Annotated in this window: 25 protein-coding genes, 1 tRNA gene and 4 pseudogenes; 12 read left to right on the top strand and 18 right to left on the bottom strand. The window is 43.6% G+C overall.

The window, feature by feature from the left end; genetic code table 11:
• Positions 1-3: 3 nt before the first annotated feature.
• Positions 4-312, bottom strand: a complete 309-nt coding sequence (locus ABF638_RS14185) for a hypothetical protein (protein WP_435023298.1) — start codon at positions 310-312, stop codon at positions 4-6.
• Between the two features lie 373 nt (positions 313-685).
• Positions 686-1,465, bottom strand: coding sequence for a hypothetical protein (locus ABF638_RS14180; RefSeq protein WP_435023297.1), 780 nt, complete (start codon positions 1,463-1,465; stop codon positions 686-688).
• 196 nt (positions 1,466-1,661) lie between these two features.
• Here ABF638_RS14180 and ABF638_RS14175 point away from each other — a divergent pair, with 196 nt between their 5' ends.
• From ABF638_RS14175 to ABF638_RS14165, 3 genes are all read left to right on the top strand, one after another.
• Positions 1,662-2,765: a hypothetical protein gene (locus tag ABF638_RS14175; RefSeq protein ID WP_435023296.1), complete on the top strand. Its 1,104-nt coding sequence runs from the start codon at positions 1,662-1,664 to the stop codon at positions 2,763-2,765.
• Between the two features lie 348 nt (positions 2,766-3,113).
• Positions 3,114-4,688: a fdxN element excision recombinase XisF gene (gene xisF, locus ABF638_RS14170; protein ID WP_435023295.1), complete on the top strand. Its 1,575-nt coding sequence runs from the start codon at positions 3,114-3,116 to the stop codon at positions 4,686-4,688.
• A complete protein-coding gene (locus ABF638_RS14165) occupies positions 4,672-5,037 on the top strand; it encodes a hypothetical protein (RefSeq protein WP_435023294.1) in 366 nt (121 codons plus the stop codon). The genes xisF and ABF638_RS14165 overlap by 17 nt, the downstream gene beginning before the upstream one ends.
• 196 nt (positions 5,038-5,233) lie before the next feature.
• Here ABF638_RS14165 and ABF638_RS14160 read toward each other — a convergent pair whose 3' ends face one another.
• From ABF638_RS14160 to ABF638_RS14145, 4 genes are all read right to left on the bottom strand, one after another.
• The gene (locus tag ABF638_RS14160) at positions 5,234-5,488 is read right to left on the bottom strand and encodes a hypothetical protein (RefSeq protein WP_335182996.1); all 255 of its coding nucleotides are present in this window, start codon (positions 5,486-5,488) and stop codon (positions 5,234-5,236) included.
• 88 nt (positions 5,489-5,576) lie between these two features.
• Positions 5,577-5,906, bottom strand: a complete 330-nt coding sequence (locus ABF638_RS14155; protein WP_435023293.1) for a hypothetical protein — start codon at positions 5,904-5,906, stop codon at positions 5,577-5,579.
• Between the two features lie 353 nt (positions 5,907-6,259).
• The gene (locus ABF638_RS14150; protein ID WP_435023292.1) at positions 6,260-6,436 is read right to left on the bottom strand and encodes a hypothetical protein; all 177 of its coding nucleotides are present in this window, start codon (positions 6,434-6,436) and stop codon (positions 6,260-6,262) included.
• Positions 6,437-6,530: 94 nt separating this feature from the next.
• Positions 6,531-6,692 (bottom strand): hypothetical protein, encoded by a 162-nt coding sequence (locus ABF638_RS14145; protein ID WP_435023291.1) that lies wholly within the window; start codon positions 6,690-6,692, stop codon positions 6,531-6,533.
• A gap of 63 nt (positions 6,693-6,755) precedes the next feature.
• On the opposite strand from ABF638_RS14145, the gene ABF638_RS14140 reads away from it, so the two are divergent.
• Genes ABF638_RS14140 through ABF638_RS14130 form a run of 3 tightly spaced genes read left to right on the top strand, consistent with a single transcriptional unit; the run spans position 6,756 to position 8,123 of the window.
• Positions 6,756-7,547, top strand: coding sequence for an N-6 DNA methylase (locus tag ABF638_RS14140; protein ID WP_435023290.1), 792 nt, complete (start codon positions 6,756-6,758; stop codon positions 7,545-7,547).
• A gap of 31 nt (positions 7,548-7,578) precedes the next feature.
• Positions 7,579-7,845 carry a type II toxin-antitoxin system ParD family antitoxin gene (locus tag ABF638_RS14135; RefSeq protein WP_251958411.1) on the top strand — a complete coding sequence of 89 codons (267 nt, stop codon included), beginning with the start codon at positions 7,579-7,581 and terminating at the stop codon, positions 7,843-7,845.
• On the top strand, positions 7,842-8,123 hold the full coding sequence (locus ABF638_RS14130) for a type II toxin-antitoxin system RelE/ParE family toxin (protein ID WP_435023289.1): 282 nt from the start codon (positions 7,842-7,844) through the stop codon (positions 8,121-8,123). Before ABF638_RS14135 ends, ABF638_RS14130 begins: the two co-directional genes overlap by 4 nt.
• Here ABF638_RS14130 and ABF638_RS14125 read toward each other — a convergent pair.
• From ABF638_RS14125 to groES, 5 genes and pseudogenes are all read right to left on the bottom strand, one after another.
• Positions 8,036-8,601: pseudogene (locus ABF638_RS14125) on the bottom strand (transposase); the annotation flags it as partial. The gene ABF638_RS14130 and the pseudogene ABF638_RS14125 sit on opposite strands and share 88 nt — an antisense overlap.
• Positions 8,602-8,832 (bottom strand): annotated as a pseudogene (locus tag ABF638_RS14120) (helix-turn-helix domain-containing protein); the annotation flags it as partial.
• Between the two features lie 236 nt (positions 8,833-9,068).
• Positions 9,069-10,706 (bottom strand): annotated as a pseudogene (gene groL, locus ABF638_RS14115) (chaperonin GroEL).
• An 84-nt stretch (positions 10,707-10,790) separates the two neighbouring features.
• Positions 10,791-10,961, bottom strand: a complete 171-nt coding sequence (locus tag ABF638_RS14110) for a hypothetical protein (protein WP_435023288.1) — start codon at positions 10,959-10,961, stop codon at positions 10,791-10,793.
• On the bottom strand, positions 10,939-11,271 hold the full coding sequence (gene groES / locus ABF638_RS14105) for a co-chaperone GroES (protein ID WP_435023287.1): 333 nt from the start codon (positions 11,269-11,271) through the stop codon (positions 10,939-10,941). The genes ABF638_RS14110 and groES overlap by 23 nt, the downstream gene beginning before the upstream one ends.
• Before the next feature lie 691 nt (positions 11,272-11,962).
• Between groES and ABF638_RS14100 the strand changes: the two genes are divergently transcribed.
• Complete coding sequence (locus ABF638_RS14100) at positions 11,963-12,412, top strand: DUF1931 family protein (protein ID WP_016863622.1); 450 nt, start codon at positions 11,963-11,965, stop codon at positions 12,410-12,412.
• A 347-nt stretch (positions 12,413-12,759) separates the two neighbouring features.
• Here the strand turns inward: ABF638_RS14100 and ABF638_RS14095 are convergent.
• A pseudogene (locus ABF638_RS14095) lies at positions 12,760-12,998 on the bottom strand (hypothetical protein); the annotation flags it as partial.
• A gap of 92 nt (positions 12,999-13,090) precedes the next feature.
• Here ABF638_RS14095 and ABF638_RS14090 point away from each other — a divergent pair.
• Positions 13,091-13,264 (top strand): hypothetical protein, encoded by a 174-nt coding sequence (locus tag ABF638_RS14090; RefSeq protein WP_435023286.1) that lies wholly within the window; start codon positions 13,091-13,093, stop codon positions 13,262-13,264.
• Positions 13,265-13,344: 80 nt separating this feature from the next.
• On the opposite strand, the gene ABF638_RS14085 is transcribed toward ABF638_RS14090, so the two are convergent.
• Positions 13,345-14,532, bottom strand: a complete 1,188-nt coding sequence (locus ABF638_RS14085; RefSeq protein ID WP_435023285.1) for an NADH:flavin oxidoreductase/NADH oxidase — start codon at positions 14,530-14,532, stop codon at positions 13,345-13,347.
• 88 nt (positions 14,533-14,620) lie between these two features.
• Here ABF638_RS14085 and ABF638_RS14080 point away from each other — a divergent pair, with 88 nt between their 5' ends.
• Together ABF638_RS14080 and ABF638_RS14075 are read left to right on the top strand one after the other, a co-directional pair.
• Positions 14,621-14,752: a hypothetical protein gene (locus ABF638_RS14080; RefSeq protein WP_435023284.1), complete on the top strand. Its 132-nt coding sequence runs from the start codon at positions 14,621-14,623 to the stop codon at positions 14,750-14,752.
• A gap of 732 nt (positions 14,753-15,484) precedes the next feature.
• Positions 15,485-15,703, top strand: coding sequence for a metallothionein (locus tag ABF638_RS14075; RefSeq protein ID WP_435023283.1), 219 nt, complete (start codon positions 15,485-15,487; stop codon positions 15,701-15,703).
• Positions 15,704-15,924: 221 nt separating this feature from the next.
• Here ABF638_RS14075 and ABF638_RS14070 read toward each other — a convergent pair whose 3' ends face one another.
• The 4 genes from ABF638_RS14070 to ABF638_RS14055 form a co-directional block, all read right to left on the bottom strand.
• Positions 15,925-16,158: a hypothetical protein gene (locus ABF638_RS14070; protein WP_179075989.1), complete on the bottom strand. Its 234-nt coding sequence runs from the start codon at positions 16,156-16,158 to the stop codon at positions 15,925-15,927.
• Positions 16,159-16,543: 385 nt separating this feature from the next.
• Positions 16,544-17,920, bottom strand: coding sequence for a glucose-6-phosphate dehydrogenase (zwf, locus tag ABF638_RS14065; RefSeq protein WP_435023282.1), 1,377 nt, complete (start codon positions 17,918-17,920; stop codon positions 16,544-16,546).
• Positions 17,921-18,041: 121 nt separating this feature from the next.
• Positions 18,042-19,055: a phosphogluconate dehydrogenase (NAD(+)-dependent, decarboxylating) gene (gnd, locus tag ABF638_RS14060; RefSeq protein WP_435023281.1), complete on the bottom strand. Its 1,014-nt coding sequence runs from the start codon at positions 19,053-19,055 to the stop codon at positions 18,042-18,044.
• A gap of 14 nt (positions 19,056-19,069) precedes the next feature.
• Entirely contained in the window at positions 19,070-19,561 is a 492-nt protein-coding gene (locus ABF638_RS14055) for a hypothetical protein (protein WP_435023280.1), read from the bottom strand.
• Between the two features lie 296 nt (positions 19,562-19,857).
• Between ABF638_RS14055 and ABF638_RS14050 the strand changes: the two genes are divergently transcribed.
• Both ABF638_RS14050 and ABF638_RS14045 read left to right on the top strand, forming a co-directional pair.
• Positions 19,858-20,757: a hypothetical protein gene (locus ABF638_RS14050; RefSeq protein WP_435023279.1), complete on the top strand. Its 900-nt coding sequence runs from the start codon at positions 19,858-19,860 to the stop codon at positions 20,755-20,757.
• Between the two features lie 343 nt (positions 20,758-21,100).
• Positions 21,101-21,319, top strand: a complete 219-nt coding sequence (locus ABF638_RS14045) for a hypothetical protein (protein WP_435023278.1) — start codon at positions 21,101-21,103, stop codon at positions 21,317-21,319.
• 51 nt (positions 21,320-21,370) lie between these two features.
• Here the strand turns inward: ABF638_RS14045 and ABF638_RS14040 are convergent.
• Positions 21,371-21,453: transfer RNA gene (locus ABF638_RS14040), tRNA-Ser, on the bottom strand.
• Between the last annotated feature and the right edge of the window lie 502 nt (positions 21,454-21,955).

Below are 21,955 nucleotides of genomic sequence, written 5' to 3'. Positions count from 1 at the left end.
TTATCAGGTATATGAAATTACTTTTTTAGCTTTCCGCAGTTTTTCTCCCTCCAAACTCATCAAATAACGCTCAATTGCTCTCTGATGAGCATTTGGATTATTTTGATTAGCAAGCCAATTCAAGCAAATCTCAAGATTATATCGAATGACCCTTGAATTGCCATTAGGTCTTATATAATGAATTCCTTCCAGCCAATCACCACGCTGTCGAATCGCTTTCAAAGTGTGAGGGCTGTACCCAAGCCGTTGCGCAAGGACGTGCTTATTGCAAAATATAAAACTCATAAAAGCTCCTTGACCTTTCACGGACATAATGTTTAATCCGAGTAGAAGAAGGGTTCGCAATGTTCTTCTAGCTCTCATAACACCGTTATTTCCTACCGCTAGTAACCAAAAGTTCGATATTTTTTAGGTGTCTTGGGTTTTATCGTAGAAGGTTAATTCTAAAGGAGTCTAGTTTTGTGCAACCTTTTTGTGCAACTGGACTTTTCGTAATGAGGCATATACAGATTAGCAATATTGAAATCACCCACATGGCAACAGTTCTGGTAATATCAATCGATCACCACCCACAATTCATCAAGTGGCATTGTGTAAAGTAATGTTAAATTATCATTGCCGAACAAAAGCTATTGAGTTTGCCAGACAGATTAATAGAATATGTATTAAACCTCTGTCTTAATCTTCAGATATGTGGTTTTAAGACTTTCTTTTTGTGTTTCTCGAAAATGACCAAACTCCTATCCTCTAATAAATAGCCTAACTGGAGGTTGTTGTTGCGAATTTCTCGGTGACAGCGTTTGAGGGTGGCTGTAAATTCTGCTAATTCCCGCCTACGGAACTGGTCATCTTGCTGACCATGGTACATAGCGTAGAAATACAGAGATTCCGCGACAGTACATAACTTATGATGTTGGTTAAACTGCACTTTTGATGGATCATCCAGATACTTGAGGAATTGGAATCCATACTCAATCCATTTGCGCTTACCTTGAGGTTTAATCTTTTCAATGACATCATCGCTGACATACTCAGTGATATTGATTAGACCTGAGCCGCGCATAGCCCGATACATTAAATCCCACTCAACAGCGCACCAAAATTCCTCAAACGAATCAAATTTTTCCTGAAACCGATCAAACTCTGGATAGAAATCTTGATAAAGAATTTCAGCCATTGCCCGACGTGCAAGAGAGGCTTCGGCATAGGAGCGATAGGGCGCTGCTTCGCTGGCAGCACATATGTTCTGTAGCTCTTTTCCGTTCATCAGAAAGGCTTGCCGCCAGTTGTTGGTTAGTTTGGCATATCGGTGCATCGCTTCCAGGAGAATTTTGCCGTTGCCCTGTTCAACTGTCTTAATATTTAAGTATCTCTCTTGAATGACGCGATCTGGCAAATCGTGCAAATAATTCAGTGCACTCAGGGTTGCTGATGATATGGGAGGTTGATTAATCGCTTTTTTCATTTTAAATTTATCCCAAATAACTGATGTCAATTAATGATTAATTACTAAAATTAAAAATTTTAATTTTACTATAATAATGAAAATAATTATACAATATCAAAATTTTAAATTCTCGTTCATAACAACCTTAGTTGACAAAACCCAGTAGATTTGAAAAGAAGTACATTAGGCAGGTAAAATTATAGAACTATAAGCTGTGTTTAAGTATTATTTACCATTATCTTATCCATACGAAGACTTATCTGATATTGAATTACAAACTTTAGTAGAGAGATTTTTTCAACCATCTAAAGCCTTACAGGAACTACCACTAATCGTGATTCCAGAATATCTGCTGTCCCTTTCTGTAGAGATGAAGCAGCAGCATCCATTCATTAAACAGGCAATACAGGAATGGCTTGAGTACGCAAGAAAAGATGATGAGTGTTTACGAATTGAGCGTCGATGGATTCCGCATACTCCTGTTTATATAGCCAATACATCCAAAGGGAAACAATTTTTCAAGATTGCTAAGGCAATTGGTGAGATCCCTGTGACTGCATCCGTTTTGCCTAAAAACCAAAACCAAGGCTATTGGCTAAAAACACTAAATTACTTCTGGCAAGCAAGAGGAGTAGTTTTAGCGCAGCAAATGCTTGGACTGATGGAAGATCCTCTGGAAAAAGGAGGTATTTTTAGTAATCGACTCCCACTCACTAGCCTCAATAACCTTAAACTGATTAGAGAGTTGGACATTGCTTGCTTCCAAGTCTTAGCAAGAGGTCAGCGAATTATCCAAGAATGGGCAGCACAGAATGAAATTACCTATCCGTTCAGTAAGCCTTTAGAACTTTTCGTTGAAATTCTCAAACAGGATTTTCTAGTTACATGGCAACTGGGTCCTTGTAACCGATCTTGGCAATGGATTCCAAAACAAAAACAACGAGACTATCTTGTTACTCGTGCTTACCTACTCAGAGAAGGAATTTGGCAAGAATCCTTGTTCGATAGCGCTTATGACTGTAAGAGAAAGCAAGAATACCTTGAGTATTTGCAAGGTGCAGGCTGGAATGGCTACTGGATATTGGCCATGCGATCGCAAATGCAAAGAACAGGTAAGTACAACAAGCATTTAGAACCCTATTTAGAAGCTTATCTAAATGCTTTCATTGAAAGTAAAGAACTTTTTGTAGATGAATTCGATTGGCGAAGTGGACAACCTTACAAAAAGCGAGTGAACGGGCAGCAGATCACAAATAGCCCTGGGCAGGTTCAAGGGATTATTGATCCTTTGGGATATATTCAGTGGTGCTGGACTTAATTTTTCTTTACAGCTTTAAATTCATTCGTTTTCTCTTCGATTAATTTGTTATCCCTAGTCAAGTCCATTTTGCATAAGGAAAACAAATTTATGTGTTACTCACTTTCCTCTAGACAGTTATCTGTTAGAACGATAATTCACTACTTGTTTTTTAAAGTGAATTATCTAACAACAATTATTCCATCATATAAAAACTTTATTTTTATCAAGATAAATAATATCTTTTCAATAAATTCTAATCTTTATCTTAGGGTTTTGTGCATATCCCATTCAAATAGGATATGCACAAAAAAGCTGGTAGAATTATCTAATAAACCACCTAATTCTACTATTAATACTGAAGAAGACATGGAACGATTAGATATTGGTTATGCTCGTGTCTCTTCCCGTGAACAAGCAGAGGATACAAATGCGTTAGAACAACAAATAGCTAGACTAAAGGATGCAGGAGCAAAGCATATTCTCACTGATATCGAGAAAGGTAAAAAGGATGATCGTACCCAGTATCAAGAATTGATACGACTTGTTGAAGCGGGTAAAATTCGGACGGTCTTTATTACCAGAATTGATCGCATTACTCGCTCTTTACCTACTCTGAGAAAAATTGTTGATGTGCTTCAAAAATATGATGTTAACCTGGTGATTCTTGATCAAAAAATGGATTTGAGTACCCCACAAGGAAAACTCATGCTTAATATGCTAGGGGTACTAGCTGAATGGGAAGTAGATTTACTTTCAGAACGGATTAAGCGAGGTAAAGAACACCAACGAAAACAAGTCTGGGCTAATGGTTCTTGTCCTTTCGGTCTAGTTGTTATTGATCGCCAATATTTTTTGGATCTCACTCCTTTTCTGTGTTTACTGACAGATCGACCTGAAAACTACCGGGATTTTTATAGTAACTCTATGGACGAGGAAGCAATCCAGCATTTGCCGCATCGAACAATAGCTGAAATCGCCAGAGATTGTATTGAGATTTTTCTTGAGGTAAGAGGTATTACTCCTGCGATCAAGAAAATTTTTGAGAAGTATGGTGTTTGTAAAACAAAAGCTAAGTCTAATGGAACAGACAAAGTTCTTCATTGGACTAAACGAGGTTTGTCAGTATGGCTTCAGAATCCAATTTTGGATGGACATACTTGCTATGGTAGGGATGAACGAACTGCTGATGGCAAAAGAAGGCTTAAACCTCGTGAAGAGTGGCAGATAATATACAATACTCATCCTGAACAGCGACTTCTCAGAGATGGAGAAGCTGAAGAAATTCAGCGAATCATTGCAGCAAATACTCAAATGTGCGCTGGGGCATTTGGAACTAAGCACCGTCAAGAAGAATATCGTCCCTATGCTTATCAAATAGGTTTAGTTTACTGTGGTGAGTGTGGTTCTCGGTGTATTCATAAAGGAGTTTACACCGCATCTAAGCAGTATAGGTACTATGCCTGTCGGCATTCTGGGATTGGTTGTAATAATTCCAAAAATGTAAAACAACCTGATATTGAGGAAGCTCTGATTACAGCATTACTGGAGAAATCTCATCATCTTAGTCAGGAGAATAATAAGACAACTGATGTAGTTCCCTTCAAAACTGAGCGTTTGCAAAAGCTAGAAGCACAACTCACTTTTTTAGAGCAGTTTCCTGGATTTAGCCCTGGTGCAGAGGAACTTAAGGCGGAACTACAACGCCAGATTGAAGAGGAAACCAATTTCTTTCAGTCCAAGCACCTTGAAGACAAGACTGTTGAGGAGATTATTCAAGTAGGTAATAACCTGGGAATTTGGCGATCGCTATCTAACAATGAGAAGGTTCAGATATATCGCCGCATAGTACATAGAATTTTCATCCGTGATGGTCGGATAGAATCCATCATTTTTCAAAACACCTCTTCTGTCACAGCGAAAAACCATGATGAATGTGCTTGAACTTCTTCGACTAAAACAGTTAAGGTTTGAAGTTGCTTCCCAACTAGTTTTGCAGGAGTGGCAACCTGAAGACTTGAGTAAAGCTAAATGCCCCAAATGCGATCGCAAAGGTTCTGCAACTTCCTACCAGAGTCAGGGAAACCGCGTTTGCTACTGTATTCGGTGCAACTACTACTTCAAAGAAATTCCTCCTGCTCGCACTTGCCAATGTACTATTCCTGGTCAGGATAAAGGGTGTCATGGCTGTCCCAACTTTGAGCGATTTATGGAACATATTAGCAAGCAACTTTTAGAACTTGAGCATTTGAATGTTGCACAGCTACAGGGTTTCTTACCTCACAAGGACTAACTATAAAAGAACTGATGGGAGTTGGCAATACAAACAGCGATCGCACTTTGCAGTTATCTTCTAAGATTTCTTCATTCTGCGTAGGCGCTAGCCCGTCGTAGACATCACACACAACATACACAAAATAATTTAAAAACTAAAAAAATGACTCCCTGCTAGGAGTCATCAATTGTTGACTTGCACGAAGTAATAGTGCCTATTGCACCACAATAGGTCTATTCAAAATGCTCATGACTTCACCAGGATTAGGACTAGGTAGTAAAGGACTCCAATCCCCAACATCTGCATAGCCAATAACCTGCAAGTAGTGGATTGTGCTAGTTACAGCTTTAGAAGAACCAATCAACAGATGTTTGAGTGGTTCTTTACCTTGCACAGTCTGAAACTCGCTTGGACTATTGACTGCTGCATTTGATTCTTCGACGCTGGATAAAAAGCTTTGAGTAATCATAATTCACCTAACAGAGGTGGGAATAAGCTATGACACACAATAAAGCTCATGTTGTCATGGTGACAACAATATAATGCACTGATGACAACTAATCATTACAGTTCGTGTCTTGTTTGCGCCGTCGTTTTCTTGCCCATATCTCTCTGAGGTGGGCAGGTTCATTTTCAAATTGAATCCACAGAGCATGAATTTCCGCTAGTCGACGTTTGTCAGATTCTGAGGGTTCTCGACGATGCTCACCTTGGGAAAACCAATGCGCTACCGTGCTTTTAGAACGACCACACAATTCGGCAAGTTCTTCGTAGTTGACAGCCCAATGCTTTAGGAACTCTTCAGGCTCCATTTTGATAGCAACCTTAGCTTTGTAAACCTCAAACAGTTCCCAGTGTCTGCGAGTGGGTGTTTTGGCTGCAATCATAGCGACAACTTTAATAATGCACGGGTGACAATATATAGAGCTATCATACCGGGAATAAGCGATCGCAAAATCCATTCCCTAAAAACTGGACGATGTATTGAAATTGTTGTAAAAACTAGCGATATCCCCTGAAAATGCTTGCTATTTAGTTGCTAATACAGAAACTGCGATCGCACGCAGATCATATTCTGGTATTTCTCCTTAGTGCGATCACACATCGCACACAACATAATTCTGCCTAAAATCAAAAAATATAAAAGAAGAATTGACGAATTGGTATGGTAAGTATGGGTTTATAAGAGAAGGTTACGTGCTAGTAAAAAAACCTCAATTATCAAATCAGTAATTTTTATTTAACCATCCTTATTGCTTTGCCAATCTTCAAATGCGGCGATTATAAAAGTAGCTACTGGATGATTGAGCAATTGTGATATAGCTTGTGTACTACCTGTTTTTAACGCACTAATGATTTTTCGATGTAGTTCAGAATTGTTTTCTATGCGCCTGATAGCTTCGGACGCTGCTGTCATTTTTTCAGTAGTAGTGTTAGTGGGGTAGGATTTGTCCAATTGTTCGAGTAATTATTGAATTTCTGCGGCAGCTTCAGCTAAATTTTTATCTATATTATTGTTTACAATATCTCCTGTGTAGTCGCGATCGCTCTCTGGCATTTCTCCTTGGTGCGATCGCACACAACATATTCTGCATTAAATCAAAAAAGGCGATCGCCCATTTTGTGTCCGAGGTGTCATCATCTCGCAGTTTCTGCTCAATTTGGTAGCTCACCGAGTGGTAGGTAACACACAAACTATCCTATGATGAGTAGATTTGCTAATCTGATGTCTGACTATGCCTGCTAACACTACTGACCTAGAAAAACGCCTATGGGAAATGGCAAACCCACCTTTTAATGTGGATAAGGTGGATAAAGAAAAAATCAAGGGAGATCCGCGTGTTACCAAATTTGGAATGCCCAAGGCAGATAATGGTAATTACCAGTGGATTCATTTTTTCTGGAGTGCATTAAATGCTAGAGGTAGAGCAGGATTTGTCATGGCGAATTCTGCCAGTGATGCGCGAGGTACAGAATTAGAGATTCGGCAGAAACTTATCCAATCCCATGCAGTGGATGTGATGATTGCTGTTGGTTCTAATTTTTTCGACACTGTTACTTTACCCTGTACCTTGTGGTTTTTGGATAAGGGGAAAGCAGATACTATCCGCAGAGATAAGGTATTATTTCTGGATGCTAGGCACATTTATCGTCAAATTGACCGCGCACATAGAGAGTTTAGTGCAGAACAGATTGAATTTTTGGCGAATATTGTCAGGTTGTACAGAGGTGAAGCAGTAGAGACTACCGATGGTAGCCAAGCATTGCTGGTGGAGAAATTCCCCCAAGGACAATATATTGATGTACCTGGACTTTGTAAGGTAGGAACTTTAGAAGAAATCGCCGCGCAGGGATGGAGTTTAAACCCAGGACGTTATGTAGGTGTTGCGGAACGAGTAGTGGATGATTTTGTTTTTGCTGAGAAGTTGGAAGAGTTGAATGAAGAATTGGAAGTTTTGAATCTGGAAGCGAGGGAATTAGAGGAGAGAATTGCAGAGAATGTGGCGAAATTGTTAGAACAAAGTTAATGCATCCATTCTTTTAGCTGAGGTAATAGTTATGAATATCACACTTAAACCAGAAATCGAGCAATTTATTCAAGCGCAACTTGCTACAGGTAGATATGCAAATGCTGAGGAAGTGATTAGTAAAGCATTGAAATTGCTGGAAGAATCGGATAAGGAGTATCAGGAATGGGTAGAAGAAACTCGGCAAAAAGTTGATGTTGCAATTGCAGAACTTGAGCGTGGTGAAGGTTTAGATGGTGAAACTGTAGTGATGCAAATACTTGACAGATTCCAAAAAGCGCGTGAGGGTCAAGAATGAGTAATTACATTATCTCACCATCTGCAAGTCGAGATTTAAACGAAATTGCTGATTATTTTCTCCCAAGAAATCTGGAAGCAGGAGAAAAACTATTTAGAGAATTTAATAAAAAGTGCCAAAATTTAGCCAACTTCCCCAGCATGGGACGTAGTTATGCTCATATTAAACCCTCATTGCGTGGTTTACCCCTATGTATTGGCCCGTTATCCTGGACAATTACCCTTATGCGTCCCAATTCCAATGCCTCTTGGGCTTCTTTTTCCATCATTTCGATATAAGACTTGCGGTTAACACCCCCAATCACCAAACCATAAACAAAGCTGATTATTGGTTGGAGAAATCCGATAATACTTAATCTGCGACCACGACGTTTTGTCTGCTCTAAGCGTTTTTGCTCACCTTTAAAGTAATAGGTATAACCCGGTTCGCTCCATACACAAAACCCTGATTCATCCAAATATTTTAGGTCTATGTCTCCCGCAGCAGCAGATAATTCCAATATATCTAGGTCTGCTTGCTTGGAAGCTCGTGCTATCGGGTCTTGGTTCCCTTTGTGACTCTTCCTTGCTCGCTTCCAATTGATCCCCTTTTTTTTAGTACCCGTCTTAATCTATCGGGACTCAGTTGCACGTTGCGCTCTGTATTTAACTTCTCTGATAATTGGGAACTATTGTATGTGCGTGGCTCAATTCTTAAGCATTCTTCCAAAAATACGATATCCTCTTCTTTCCATTTGGCTTTTAATCCACGACCAGGTAATTCCCAAAGACCCTCTAAACCCTGCTTTCTCCATTTGTGCAAAACATCTCTAACTGTTTGCTTATCCCAATCAAAGTGGGCTGCTATTTTTTCTACATACCAGCCATGTGCATTTAGCCTGACTACTTCTGCTCTATCTTTAACCTTCTGTGGTACCTCAAGATTTCTTAGATTTAACAGAGTTCGATCTTGCTCACCAGTTAAAAATACCCTTAAACGAGCGCCCATGTAGTAATTACCTTATATAAATACATTCTCCGTATTTACTTATCTTTACATAGTTTGGTTTTCTTATGCCCATCTACTTAAGTTCGCCCGTTGCTGTTGTGATCATGTTGTCACCTCCTGCTCTTAAGGGAGTGCTTTGGAAAACATGCTACAACGGAAGGAACCTCCGCAACGCAGTGTCTCCCAAAGACTGCACTTCTCTTTGCACGCGACTGGCTCCCCAATACCCAGTCTCCTCAATAATCGAAGCCTTCGCCAGGACCAGGGCCGACACCAGCTGGCGCTTTCGCCTGCTTGTCAGGTTTTTCTACCACAACACCCTCAGTGGTCAGCACCATACCACCAATAGATGCAGCATTCTGCAAAGCACTACGAGTCACCTTCGCTGGATCGACAATGCCCGCCTCGAACATATTCACAAATTTATTAGCAACGGCATCGTATCCCTCATCAAATGGCAGTTCACGGACGCGCTCCACAATCACCGCACCATTAGCACCAGCATTATCAGCAATGCGACGTAGTGGAGCATAAAGGGCGCGAGCCACAATCATAGTGCCCGTCAACTCTTCATCCTTCATTTGGCTCTTTGCCCATTCCTCAAGCTGGGGAGCAATGTGTGCTATTGTTGTACCGCCACCGGGCACAATTCCTTCTTAAACTGCGGCTTTGGTGGCATTAATTGCATCTTCTAGACGTAGCTTGCGGTCTTTGAGTTCAGTTTCGGTGGCAGCACCGACCTTAATCACCGCGACACCACCTGCCAGTTTCGCCAGCCGTTGTTGCAGTTTTTCCTTATCGTAGGAGGATTCAACTTCTTGGATTTGGCGACGAATTTGTTCGATGCGAGCTTTGACAGCTTCTTCGTTGCCTTCTGCCACGATGGTTGTGTCGTCTTTGGTAACGATCGCTCGCCGGGCTTTACCAAGCATTTCTAACCTAACATTTTCTAGCTTCAAGCCCGTATCTTCGCTAATCACCTGACCACCTGTGAGCGCCGCGATGTCTTCCAGCATGGCTTTACGTTGAGCGCCAAAGCCGGGAGCCTTCACCGCCGCGACTCGCAGCACACCGCGCAAATGGTTGACAACTAAAGTTGCCAAGGCTTCTTTTTCAATGTCATCCGCAATGATTAGTAGGGGTTTGCCCGTGCGAGCAATTTGCTCCAGAATCGGCACCAAATCTTGAACCATTGTAATCTTGCGATCGGTGATTAAAATGTGGGGTTCTTCCAGCACTGCCTCCATTCGCTCTGGATCAGTCACAAAGTAAGGCGAAACGTACCCTCTATCAAAGCGCATTCCTTCAGTGACTTCCAGTTCGGTCGTTGTGGATCTGCCTTCTTCCAGAGAGATCACACCTTCTTTGCCCACTCTTTCCATCGCCTCAGCCACAATCCGACCCACTTCGGGGTCATTACCCGCTGAAATGGTTGCAACCTGCTCAATGTCCCTAGAATCTTTAATTGGACGGGCGTGTTCTTTAATTTTTTCGATGACGAATTCCGTAGCTTTATCAATCCCCCGTTTCACCGTCAGGGGATCGGCACCAGCCGTAACGTTGCGTAGCCCTTCTTTAAGCATCGCGTGAGCCAGCACAATTGCAGTGGTGGTTCCGTCACCCGCGACATCGTTTGTCTTGGAGGCTGCTTGACGTAGCAAGGAAATCCCGGTATTCTCAGCGGGATCTTCTAGTTCAATTTCTTTGGCAATAGTTACTCCATCATTGACGATTTGAGGAGCGCCAAATTTTTTCTCCAAAACTATATTCCGCCCTTTGGGACCGAGGGTGACAGCGACGGCTTCGGTCAGAGCGTCAAAGCCTTTTTCCAATGTCCAACGGGCCGTGTCCTTGTACAGAATTGTCTTTACCATAGAAATGTTGTCCTTATGAATAACTAATTAGGATGTTTTCAGTAGTGCTGAATAGAGACGCAATAAATCGCGTCTGTACAAGAGTTAGGAGTTAGGAGTTTTATCTCCCCCTGCTCCCCCTGCTCCCCCTGCTTCCCCTGCTCCCCCTGCTTCCCCTGCTCCCCCTGCTTCCCCTGCTCCCCCTGCCTCCCCTGCTCTCTTTTCCCCAATACTCAGTCCCTTTGAAAGCTGCTTACTCCACGATCGCCAGGACATCTTTTTCAGACAACAACACGTATTCTTCGCTACCGAGTTTAATGTCGGTTCCGGCATATCTGGAATAGAGAACTCGCTCGCCAATTTTCACTTCCATTGGCTGACGAGATCCATCCTCATTACGCTTCCCCGGGCCGACTTGCACCACTTCTCCAATCTGTGGCTTTTCTTTGGCGGTGTCGGGCAATAAAATTCCCCCAGCAGTTTTTTCTTCCGCTTGCGCGACCTTAATAAAGATGCGTAGGCGTAGCCCGTCGCAGACATCACCCAATGGTTTTACTGTCGAAATACTCAGCGATACGGCTGCCATAGGCTATTCTCCTGTTGAGAAGGCAGGAGGCTGTAGGTAGGCTGTTGACTTTGTGCATTTTTCGGGAATTTTTGGGAAAATTATTCGTGTTATTTTTTGTTTGACCTAAACTGTCTGTTTCAGGCAGTTTAGATCAAAAACAGGCGACACATTTTTTGCATGAAGTCTTACGGGCTAAAGGGTACAGAGTCAACAGCCTAGGCTGTAGGTACATTAGTGAGTGGGCTTTAAACCCACAACTAAAGTTTTTGTCATCTTTCTTCTGTACCCCGCAGTATGTCTCCTACCTTTTTTGTCAAAAATATTGATTGGTACTGCTCAGTACTTATTACCTTAACCAAAAAATCTAAGGACTTTCTGAGGAAATCATGGAAGTTGCAAAACAGTTGTATGGCAAAAACCGGGCGTGCAAGAATTTCTGTTGAGGTTCAGCTTAATTGAGTACGATGGTGGGATGTACTGATAGTTGCAGATATCGGCTGAGTTGCAAAGCACTGCAAATGTGATTGGTTGTGAGATTTAGCTCACAGGCTAAAGGGTGCGGCTACTATTAACCGAACTGTATTGAAATAAAACCTCATTGGAGCGGACTGAAGAGAGCCGTCAGTACTAAGTTCAAGGTTATTAGCATCTGCTCAATTCAACCGTTAAACACTGAGGTTGTTTAATGTTCTCAAAGAGGATTTAAATCATGTCGGTAATCAGTATTTCTAAGTTCGAGCGCTTCTTCCGCACTGTGGCAGGTCTAGACGTGGACAAGAACGACCTTAAGCGTTACAGCGACTTCGTCAATCATAAAACCTACGATCTTCTCCTTCGTGGCCAGGCTACGGCGAAGGCAAACGGGCGCGACATCATCGAACCTTTTGATGTACCTATTACAAAGGGACTGGAGGAGAGAATTCACAACTTCAAGGAGATCAACGAGGAGATTGAGCTAAAGCCCATACTGGATTACATGACGACGCGGCCACTGCTCGACCTGGACTACAGTAAAGAGACCGAGGCACGGCTTCCAGACATCGTGGGTGGACTTAGTGTGGCACTTGCCCGCACCTTCAAGATCATCGATCCTGATCTCAAGAACCCCCAGACGATGCAGTGGGAGCGCGCCTTCAGCATTTTTGACTTGCTGCTGTAGACTCAGTAAATAGATGGAACGGCATCGAAAAATGGGCGGGGGCTACTTCCGCTTTTTTGTCAAATACCAAGATTAACAATGGTTAAGCGCCTAAATATGCCTTCTTGGGGACGGACTGCGATCGCCATTGAAGGCAAGCGTTAAGCTGTTTTAGGACTTACGCACGCTCTATGAATTCTCGGCGTTCTTCTCTTCGAGACGCGAAGCGCGATGGCGGTATGCCTCCGGCACGCTACGCGAACGATAAATTAAGCTTTGTGGCGATTTTTGCGTAAGTCCTGTGTTTGATTCCTGGTGGGGACGGTAGTTTAAGTTTGTTGACAAAATTTTGAGGAATAGCGCACATCCTAACTTGTTGCTGCTGATTTTTTTCCATTCCCGTTGCTGTCCACACTGGCAACAAATGACGGTTGCTGTGAACTGGAAGTTGACGACTCGCCTCGCAGTCCCTTGCGGCGCTGGTTCTTAGGAACTCCTCCCGCCATGCCGTACTCTACACTGCTTTGCCATATCGAGTCGCAACTCCCATCAGCATGTGCTCTGCCACATCTGCCAACTCTCGCTCTGTTTCTAGCATTTCACGGTAGTAGGACTAGCCCTTTCAAGGTGGTGAGATTTAGAACGAGAATTGGTTATTTCAACCTTCAAGAAGCCCAAAATCTGAGCGAAGGATTCAAGATGGTAGCACTGAAACAACGTATCTTCGTTGGCCACCTTGAAAGGGCTAGTCCTAATATATTTGACCCGATTAAGTACTTTGCTGCCCCAGAAAATCAAGACTTAGGAGTAGTCAAAGCCCTGCCAAAGCCAGTCTCCAAGCTTGATTTATCGCCTTTTCCTGCACCCTCTTGACAAATGTGCAATTACCTTAACCTCTCACTGATGCCCCTGCCTTCTCTAGTTGATCCCACTGTTGTGCAACGCCAAATTTTTCACCTTCTCTGTCGTTTAACTGCATAACCGTAAGGCACAGGCCAATTAGGTTCTTCATCCAAGCTACAACGGGCATAAATCGACCAGTATGGATTGCGGAGTAATTCTCGACCGATGAGAACCAAATCTGCACACCCACGAGTAATTATTTGGTCGGCATACTCAGCCTCATTTATCAGCCCCACAGCTCCTGTCATGATCCCAGCCTCTTCTCGGATTTTGGCAGCAAAAGGGACTTGATAGCCTTTCTCCACAGGAATTCTGGCATGGGGTACTAAACCTCCTGTTGAAACATCGATCAAATCAACGCCTAGAGTCTTTAGTTCACGGGACAATATGATTGATTGCTGGAGATCCCAACCTCCTTCTACCCAATCGGTAGCGGAGATGCGTACAAAAAGCGGCATCCCGTTGGGCAAAACATCTCGTACTCGCCTTACTACCTCCAGTAATAAACGCATTCGGTTCTCCAACGAACCGCCGTAACGATCTGTTCGGCGATTACTGAGTGGTGAAAGAAAAGAATGCAATAAGTATCCATGTGCTGCGTGGATTTCAATCATTTGAAAACCTACTTGCAGGGCACGCTGCGCTGCTGCAACGAACGCGAAGATCGCTTCTTGAATACCACGCTCATCGAGGGATATCGGTACAGGAGCGTTCTCTTGAAAAGGAATTGGGCTAGGTGCGACAGGCTGCCAACCTCCTTGTTCAGGTGTCAGTGGCGTACCGCCCAACCAAGGAACATTGCAACTTGCCTTCCTTCCAGCATGGGCTAATTGAATCCCTGTAACAGATCCCTGTTGGCGAAGGAAGCGCACAATGCGAGTTAGTGGCTCGATTTGCTCGTCGTCCCAAAGCCCAAGGTCGCCAAGTGTAATCCGTCCTTGGGGTGTTACGGCTGTCGCTTCAACCATAATCAGACCAGTTCCTCCCACAGCCCGACTCCCTAAGTGGACGAAGTGCCAATCGTTAGCAAATCCATTCTCTGCTGAGTATTGACACATTGGTGACATCGCCACGCGACTTGGCAAGGTGATATCTCGAATTATTAGTGGAGTAAACAAATCCACTTCGGGTATTTCCGAGTCGTGCAGACTCCTTGATTGACAGCCTTGATAACCTGAGGTTTTTAATTCGGTCTGGGCTGGAGATGATGACAAAGTTGTTATGTTCTGTGTAGTCATGATTTGACTTTTCGGTGCTTTATGAACTCACACTTAACGTTTGACTTTTAACTTTTTTTGGCAGACTGATAGGTGGAAACTGGTATTTATGAATCTTGATGATCGTGTTCTCAAAGGAGTCTCTGCTGATTTGCGATCGCCTACGGTGGGGCGTAGCCCATCGCATCTTTGTGAGCATATTCTCCCAAAATTCCCGCTTGTTGTGAATCAAGCTCACTGAACGCAGCAAAGCGACCATATAAGATTAAAACATCACCGGGACGGACATAGGTAGAACCTTGCGGTGCGCCAATGTATGACCCAGCCTACATTAGAGTGGCATGTTGGCTCCCACCCAGTTCCATAACATAGACATTGTTTGCTGAACTTGAACACTAACGCTAGTTGGTAAATCTAAGGAAAATCTGAGGAGATGCTGGGAGGCAGAAGGTAGGAGTTAGTCCAGGGGAAACGCATCTTATTTCCTAATAAAAACTAAAGAAGATTCAAAAATGACATAGATAATTGTCAGTAGACCGAAAAGTTTGGCGATGCCTGCGGCGGGCGTAGCCATCGCTAAAAAATAGTAGTTTATGATACCGTTTTTTCAGGAATGTACAACAGCCGATTTCGAGAAAACAAATATAAGTCGAACTTATAATAAAAGTGGTAAAACGACCAAAATCAGCCAGACGGTAAATAAATTTCGCAGGCTAGTCCATAGTTACGGTCTGTGGCTTGGCGTAAAAATTCAAGCATCTGTTTGAGGGTAAATAGATGAGAAAAAACTTGTCTGGTACTTCTTTTTAAACGGCTGACATAAAGCCAAATTTGATTATGCAGATGCAAAGAGCCGTTAAAAATCAGGTTGTATAAATTATAGCTATTGAAGCAGCTTAATAGTTACTTGAGACAGATGGTTATTTATTAAACAATTCAATAATATGACTTCAAAACAAATTTGATGTTATCCATGACTACAACCGTTACTCAAATGAAATGTGCTTGTCCATCTTGCCTATGCGTTGTTTCTGTGACTGATGCTGTCATCAAAGATGGTAAAGCTTACTGTGGAGAAGAATGTGCCAATAATCATCCCAATGGGCAAGGCTGTGGTCACACAGGCTGTGATTGTCAATCCAATTCGCAATTACCAATTCACAATTCGCAGTTACAATCAGTGGTAGCTTGAACTCACGACCTAGAAGCACCACTGAATTTTTGATTCAGTGGATAATTTTAATGCACTCACGCTCTTTCTGGGGTTCAAAAAGCGTGACAAGACATAGTGAACCGGACGCTCACCTAATGATTAAGTACACAATCATGAAGCAGAGCATCTTTTACTACTGATAGGTCAGTAGAAATGAAAACCGATAAATTTTATCAGGTCACTGTCGGGTTAGTTACAGCTTACAGTGGGGCAAAGTCTGAGTAAACTTCAGTGGGGAGACAACGCAAGATAATCATCAGTAAGTCAGCTTTAACTTGAGGCGTGGAGAAATCCACAATTCGCCGGAACTTGCTCATAGTAAGGACTGTAGCCACCTCAGCTATGTGATTTAAGGCATCTTCAGGCGATGATTCGGCTTCGTCAATCAGCGTCGGGAAGTATTCACGGGCAAACCACCTTTCCTCGTCGCTCAAGTCTGTGAGATTTTTATTACTACCGCTATGAAGACTATCTAATACTCACCGTTCGCGTAATCGAGAATGAATTTGATGAAATAGGGGATATGTGAAGAAGCAAGCTTTCCGAAAACAGGCACTCGCCAAGCCTTGTCCCAGCAAAAAACTTGTTGTGAAGTAACTTTAGGTGGTAAGAGTGAAAAATGGCACACATACCCCAACGAATAATTTCAGAACGAATCGATGATGTTGTTCTGCTGCTAGAGGTGATGAAAAAAATGGGACTGCCGGAAATTTAGTTCGGCGAAGGCTTCTATAATTGCGATTTGAGACATGGGAGAGATGCATTAATGAGTAAACTTGAAAACCAATACCAACTCTTCGAGTACAGTATAGGAAGATATCACGTCTCATTAGGATTATGCCAACCGCCGTCGGGGGGAATCATGCTATCCGCCAAAGGAGGCCCCCAGCTATGGGGTGCGTATTCGTAAACAGGGGTTGCTTGATCTAGGATAGGAGCGACAATTTGCCACTGTGCTTCCACCTCATCTTGGCGAGCAAACAACATGGAGTCGCCTTTCATGGCATCTTCAAAAAGCCGCTCGTAGGGATTCATCTCATTGCCATGCTCGACTTGAGCGACTAGTCCGACTTCGCTACCCACCATTCCGTCGCCTGGGGTTTTAGAGCGAATGCCGATCGCAGTCAGCACATTTGGACTAAGACGAAAGTAGAAATAATTTGCTAATCCAAAGGCACGCTCGCCAAAAACATCCTGCGGCGGACGCTTGAGCCTGACCACAACTTCAGTAGTTGTACTCGGTAAACATTTGCCTGCACGAATGTAAATCGGAACGCTAGCCCAGCGCCAAGTATCAATGTTGAGCTTAACCGCCGCGAAGGTTTCGACCTTGGAATCAGGAGCTACACCAGGTTCTTGGCGATAGCCCTTGTACTGCCCGCGCACTACATTTGAGGGTTCGATTGGATCTATGGATTTGAGCAATCGCGCTCTTTCATCTCGGATGGCTTCATGCTGCTCGTTGATGGGTGAGTCCATCATTAAACACGCCGTCACCTGAAGTAGATGATTTTGCACCACATCCCGAATAGCGCCTGTCTCTTCATAAAACTGTCCCCGTCCATCGATGCCAAATTTTTCAGCCATCGTGATTTGGATGCTGGCAATACTGACGCGATGCCAAATCGGTTCGAGTAATGAATTGGCGAAGCGAGTGTAGAGAAGGTTTTGGACTGGTTCTTTTCCCAAGTAATGGTCAATCCGAAAAATATGACTTTCGGGAAAGATAGAGTGCAAAATGCAGTTCAGTATTCTAGCCGATTCTAGATCGCGTCCAAAGGGTTTTTCTACCATAACGCGACCATTCTTTACACAACTTGATTGACCTAACCCTTCGACAACCGTCGCAAACAAACTGGCAGGAATGGCTAAGTAATACAGAGGAGCTTCAGCTATTTGGAGTACCTGGCATAATTTATCATAGGTGGCGCGATCGCTATAATCACCAAAAATATAGTAAAGTAATGAACACAGTTTCTGGAAAGCTGCCTCATCAACGCCTACCTGTTCCTCCAGGCTCTTACGCACATAAGATCGTAATTGTTCGATGCTCCAATCTCGCCTACCCACTCCAATAATCGGGATGTCAAAATGACCGCGCTGAATCATCGCCTGTAAGGCAGGAAAGATTTTTTTGTAACCTAAATCACTTGTGATCCCAAAAAATACCAGGGCATCGGAGAGTAAAGCTGCCATGATTAACCTCCATATCGACGCGGAGAGGGGAAGCAGGGGGCAGGGGGGCAGGGGAGCAGGGGAGCAGGGGAGCAGAGGGGAAGAAAGCTGATTAAAATCCCCGCGTCCCCGCGTCCCCGTGTCATTTTTCGAGATGCCCACCAAACTCGTAGCGCAACGCAGAGATGAGTTTATTTGCAAAGTCTGATTGACCGCGAGAGCTAAATCGTGTGTAGAGGGCTGTACTAAGGACGGGAACAGGAACTCCTTCTTCAATGGCTGCCATTAGTGTCCATCGACCTTCTCCAGAGTCAGATACGCGCCCCTCGAAGTTGGCTAAGTCGGGGTCTTTGAGAAGGGCGATCGCGATTAAATCAAGTAACCAAGAACTAATCACGCTCCCCCTGCGCCACACCTCTGCTATATCTGCGAGATTAAAGTCGTATTGGTAGAATTCCGGATTTCGCAAGGGAGCCGTTTCTGCATCGACTTGATGCAACTGTTTGCCAATATTGGCATGGTGAAGAATGTTCAACCCTTCGGCATAAGCTGCCATGATGCCGTATTCAATGCCGTTGTGAACCATTTTGACAAAGTGCCCTGCACCGTGAGAGCCACAATGCAAATAGCCCTGTTCAGCTGTTCCCCCCATTAACTCACGACCAGGGGTGTGCGGTGCAGCTGATACACCAGGAGCCAGCGCTGCAAAGATGGGGTTAAGATATTTCACCACCGCCAATGCGCCACCAATCATGAGACAGTAGCCGCGTTCTGCCCCCCAAATGCCACCGCTAGTTCCACAATCAATGTATTCAATTCCTTTGACTTTTAATTGATCTGCACGACGAATGTCATCAATGTAGTGAGAATTGCCACCATCAATGATAATGTCGTCAGCGTCTAGAAACGGCATGAGAGTGTGTAGGGTAGCATCTACTGTCGCTGCGGGTAGCATCAGCCAGACGGCGCGGGGTGGCGTGAGTGCTTCGATGAGTTCAACGAATGATGTTACACCACGGGCGATCGCTCCTTCCTGAACCAGCACCTCTGCTTTTTGTGGCTGACGAGTGTAGCCAATGACGCTATGTCCAGCCTGGGTTAGACGGTGTGCCATGTTAGCTCCCATTCGTCCTAGTCCTATCATTCCCAGTTCCATAACATGCCCTGTATTCAAGTGAGAAAAATTGGGAGTATCCATCCCGCAATAGCGCCAGTAGCGCAGACGGCTGTTAGAATCAGGAAAACCTCAGTTCGGCTAAACTCTATTAGCAACAAATGTTCGACAGACTGGTCTAATGCCACATCCAGAGTAAAAATGCCAATCCAGGATAGAGCGATCGCTATTGCCCAGCCCAATAATCCGCTTGATATCGATGCTCCAGTTAGAATCCATGCAAAACCGAATGTGAGAGATAACAATCCCGCCCAGACGGGAAAACCAGTGAGTATGCAGGCACGGACTGCGGCAATTGCCAAAATGAACATCGGTATTGCAATCGTCGAGAAATGGCGATCGAGCCAGAGAGTCCATCCCAATCCTCCATATCCCAGCATTAGCACCGTCAGCCAAACTAGACTATAGAGAAAATGTTTCCAATAAAATTCTTTTGATTCTGGTCGGTTATGGTCTTGTTCAAATGTAGTTACAATTTTGTTAACCATAGGTCTTATACCTCTCTACAAAGACGAATCAGTTAACCAAGCCTGAATCTAGGATTTGTCCAATTTTTCCCATTTCCTTATCTTCTTAACGAATCTGCCCTAACGTTAGTTGGCAAATCTAAGGAAAATCTGAGCAGATACTGATACTAAATTGCGTTTAGAAACACTTATCTCTGCTTTCACAAAAGCATTGGTCTTTAAACGTCCTCATTTTTTGCTTAGATTATCTCGCTACAATTCCCACGTTGATCTAGTAATTAGCTCATGCTGCAAGAGGAACCCTAGGGAGTGAGATCATGACTAAACCGATTCAAATTCTGTTACAGACAACAATTCCCACCAATGAAGATGATTGGTATATTGGGCGATTTTCTTTGCTAAAGGACTATTTAGCTTCGTTGAAAAGTGACATTGGGGAACCCCTGTACCAGGTAACAGCAAGGGATCGAGAAAATACTGCTGAAAAAAACGATCCAGTTTTAAGTACGCTGGATAATTCAGATTTTGATGAACTGTGGCTGTTTGCTGTGGATGTAGGGGATGGCATAACTCCAAAAGAGTGTCAGAGCATCAGTGCCTTCCGTCAGCGCGGCGGCGGTTTATTGGTCAGCCGTGACCATCAGGATGTAGGTTGTTCGGTTTGCAATCTTGGTGGTGTCGGCGCAGCCCATTACTTTCACAGTAAGAATCCCGATCCCGATCCCTCGCACCACTACCCTGATGACATCTACACTAAGTATATTTCCTGGCCCAACTTCCATTCTGGGTTAAATGGTGACTACGAGAAAATTACTCTCATAGAACCTATTCATGACTTACTCAAGAATCCTACATCACCTTCTGAGGAGATTGAATTCTTTCCGGCTCATCCCCATGAAGGAGCCGTAGGTGTGCCTGCAAACGAGAAGAATGCACGAGTAATTGCCTTGGGTACAAGCTCAGTCTCCGGTCGGGACTTCAACTTAGTAGTTGCTTTTGAAAGTACGCAGGATGAACAAGGAAATATTTTAGGACGTGCGATCGCTGAATCAAGCTTCCACCATTTCGCCGACTACAATTGGGATGTTGATATGGGCGCACCTAGCTTTGTAACCGAACCCCCTGGAGATGGGATGAAGCAAAACCCACAAGCCCTTGAACATATTAAAGCCTATGTGCGAAACTTAGCCCTCTGGCTGGCTCCTACCTCAAGTTAAAGGAAAGTCTCCCATCCTTAAAGACTATGAGAACCTATCCCACTATTCTCAAAATCCCTACTTCTGTTCGTAAAATGTGCTTGAAAACCTTGATTTTTCGTTTTAAGTTCTCAATTCACTTAAGCTTTGCAGCACAAATATTATTAGTGGGATAGGTTCGAGTAAACAGCCTTTATCATACCTTTTTCGATATGTCTTAATTACGAATTACGTTAGCGTAGCGGTAGCAAGTCCGCAAGCGTCATTACGAATTATAAATTAGTATAACTTCCTGCCTGAGGTCATTCTGCAATCCATCCGGTGGTATTGTCTCTATGCCTTCAGTTATCGAGAACTGGAAGAGATGATGCGAGAGACAATAATAGGCTTGGCTCTAGTTACGATTGGTGTAGTCATCTCTTGCCGGGGCTTGAAAACTATCTCTGACGATGCGTGGCGCGTTTTAGTAGTAGTCATCGGGCTGATCTGCATCATTTTGGGAGTTGCTATCAGTCATTGGATTGTCAAACTGTTGCTCTTCATACTTTTGCTGATGCTAAATGTTGATCCAAACGAAAGTTGATCAACATTTAGCATCAGCACAGCGCCTCGCTTTTCGGCTTCAGGTGGAAGGTGGAAGATGGAGTAATCGAACCCCTACAGTTGCCTATACCCTGGTTTTCAAGACCAGTTGCCGACCATTTAGCGGCATCTTCCATTTAACTTTGTCTGGTGAGAGGTTAAGGTAATGGCACATTTGTCAAGAGGGTGCAGCAAAAGGAGACAAATCTAGCGATTGAGGCTGGCTTTCGCAGCGTTTTACCTGTCCCTTTCCTTATCCCGAACTCAGGTTATGTTAATAATACATCTTTAAAAGTCCGTTGGGAGTACGGTGTCCTCCAACAATTCACAATCATACCATGAGCATTCAATATTCAATATTTAGATGCGTTCGCGCTGTTCTGCTTTTTGGGAGACGCTACGCGAACGCTGCGCTAACAGCAGTTACGCTCGTTCGCTTTTAGCGTCTCCCCTTCTCCCAAAGGGAGAGGCTAACGCCAAGGGAGAAGGCTCGCTAGCGTTGTGCTAACATCATTTCTGCTTCTGAAAACGCAACTGTTTTGTAAATTAGCTAAGTGTTTTTATATACAAATATTGTAACTACCAATTACTACTTTTGAAGTATCAATTTATTGAACAACTAAGACTATTGAAAGAG

The sequence above is a fragment of the Nostoc sp. CALU 1950 genome, from assembly GCF_051172895.1.
Lineage (GTDB): Bacteria > Cyanobacteriota > Cyanobacteriia > Cyanobacteriales > Nostocaceae > Nostoc > Nostoc edaphicum_A.
This window is presented reverse-complemented; position numbering and strand designations above follow the sequence as displayed.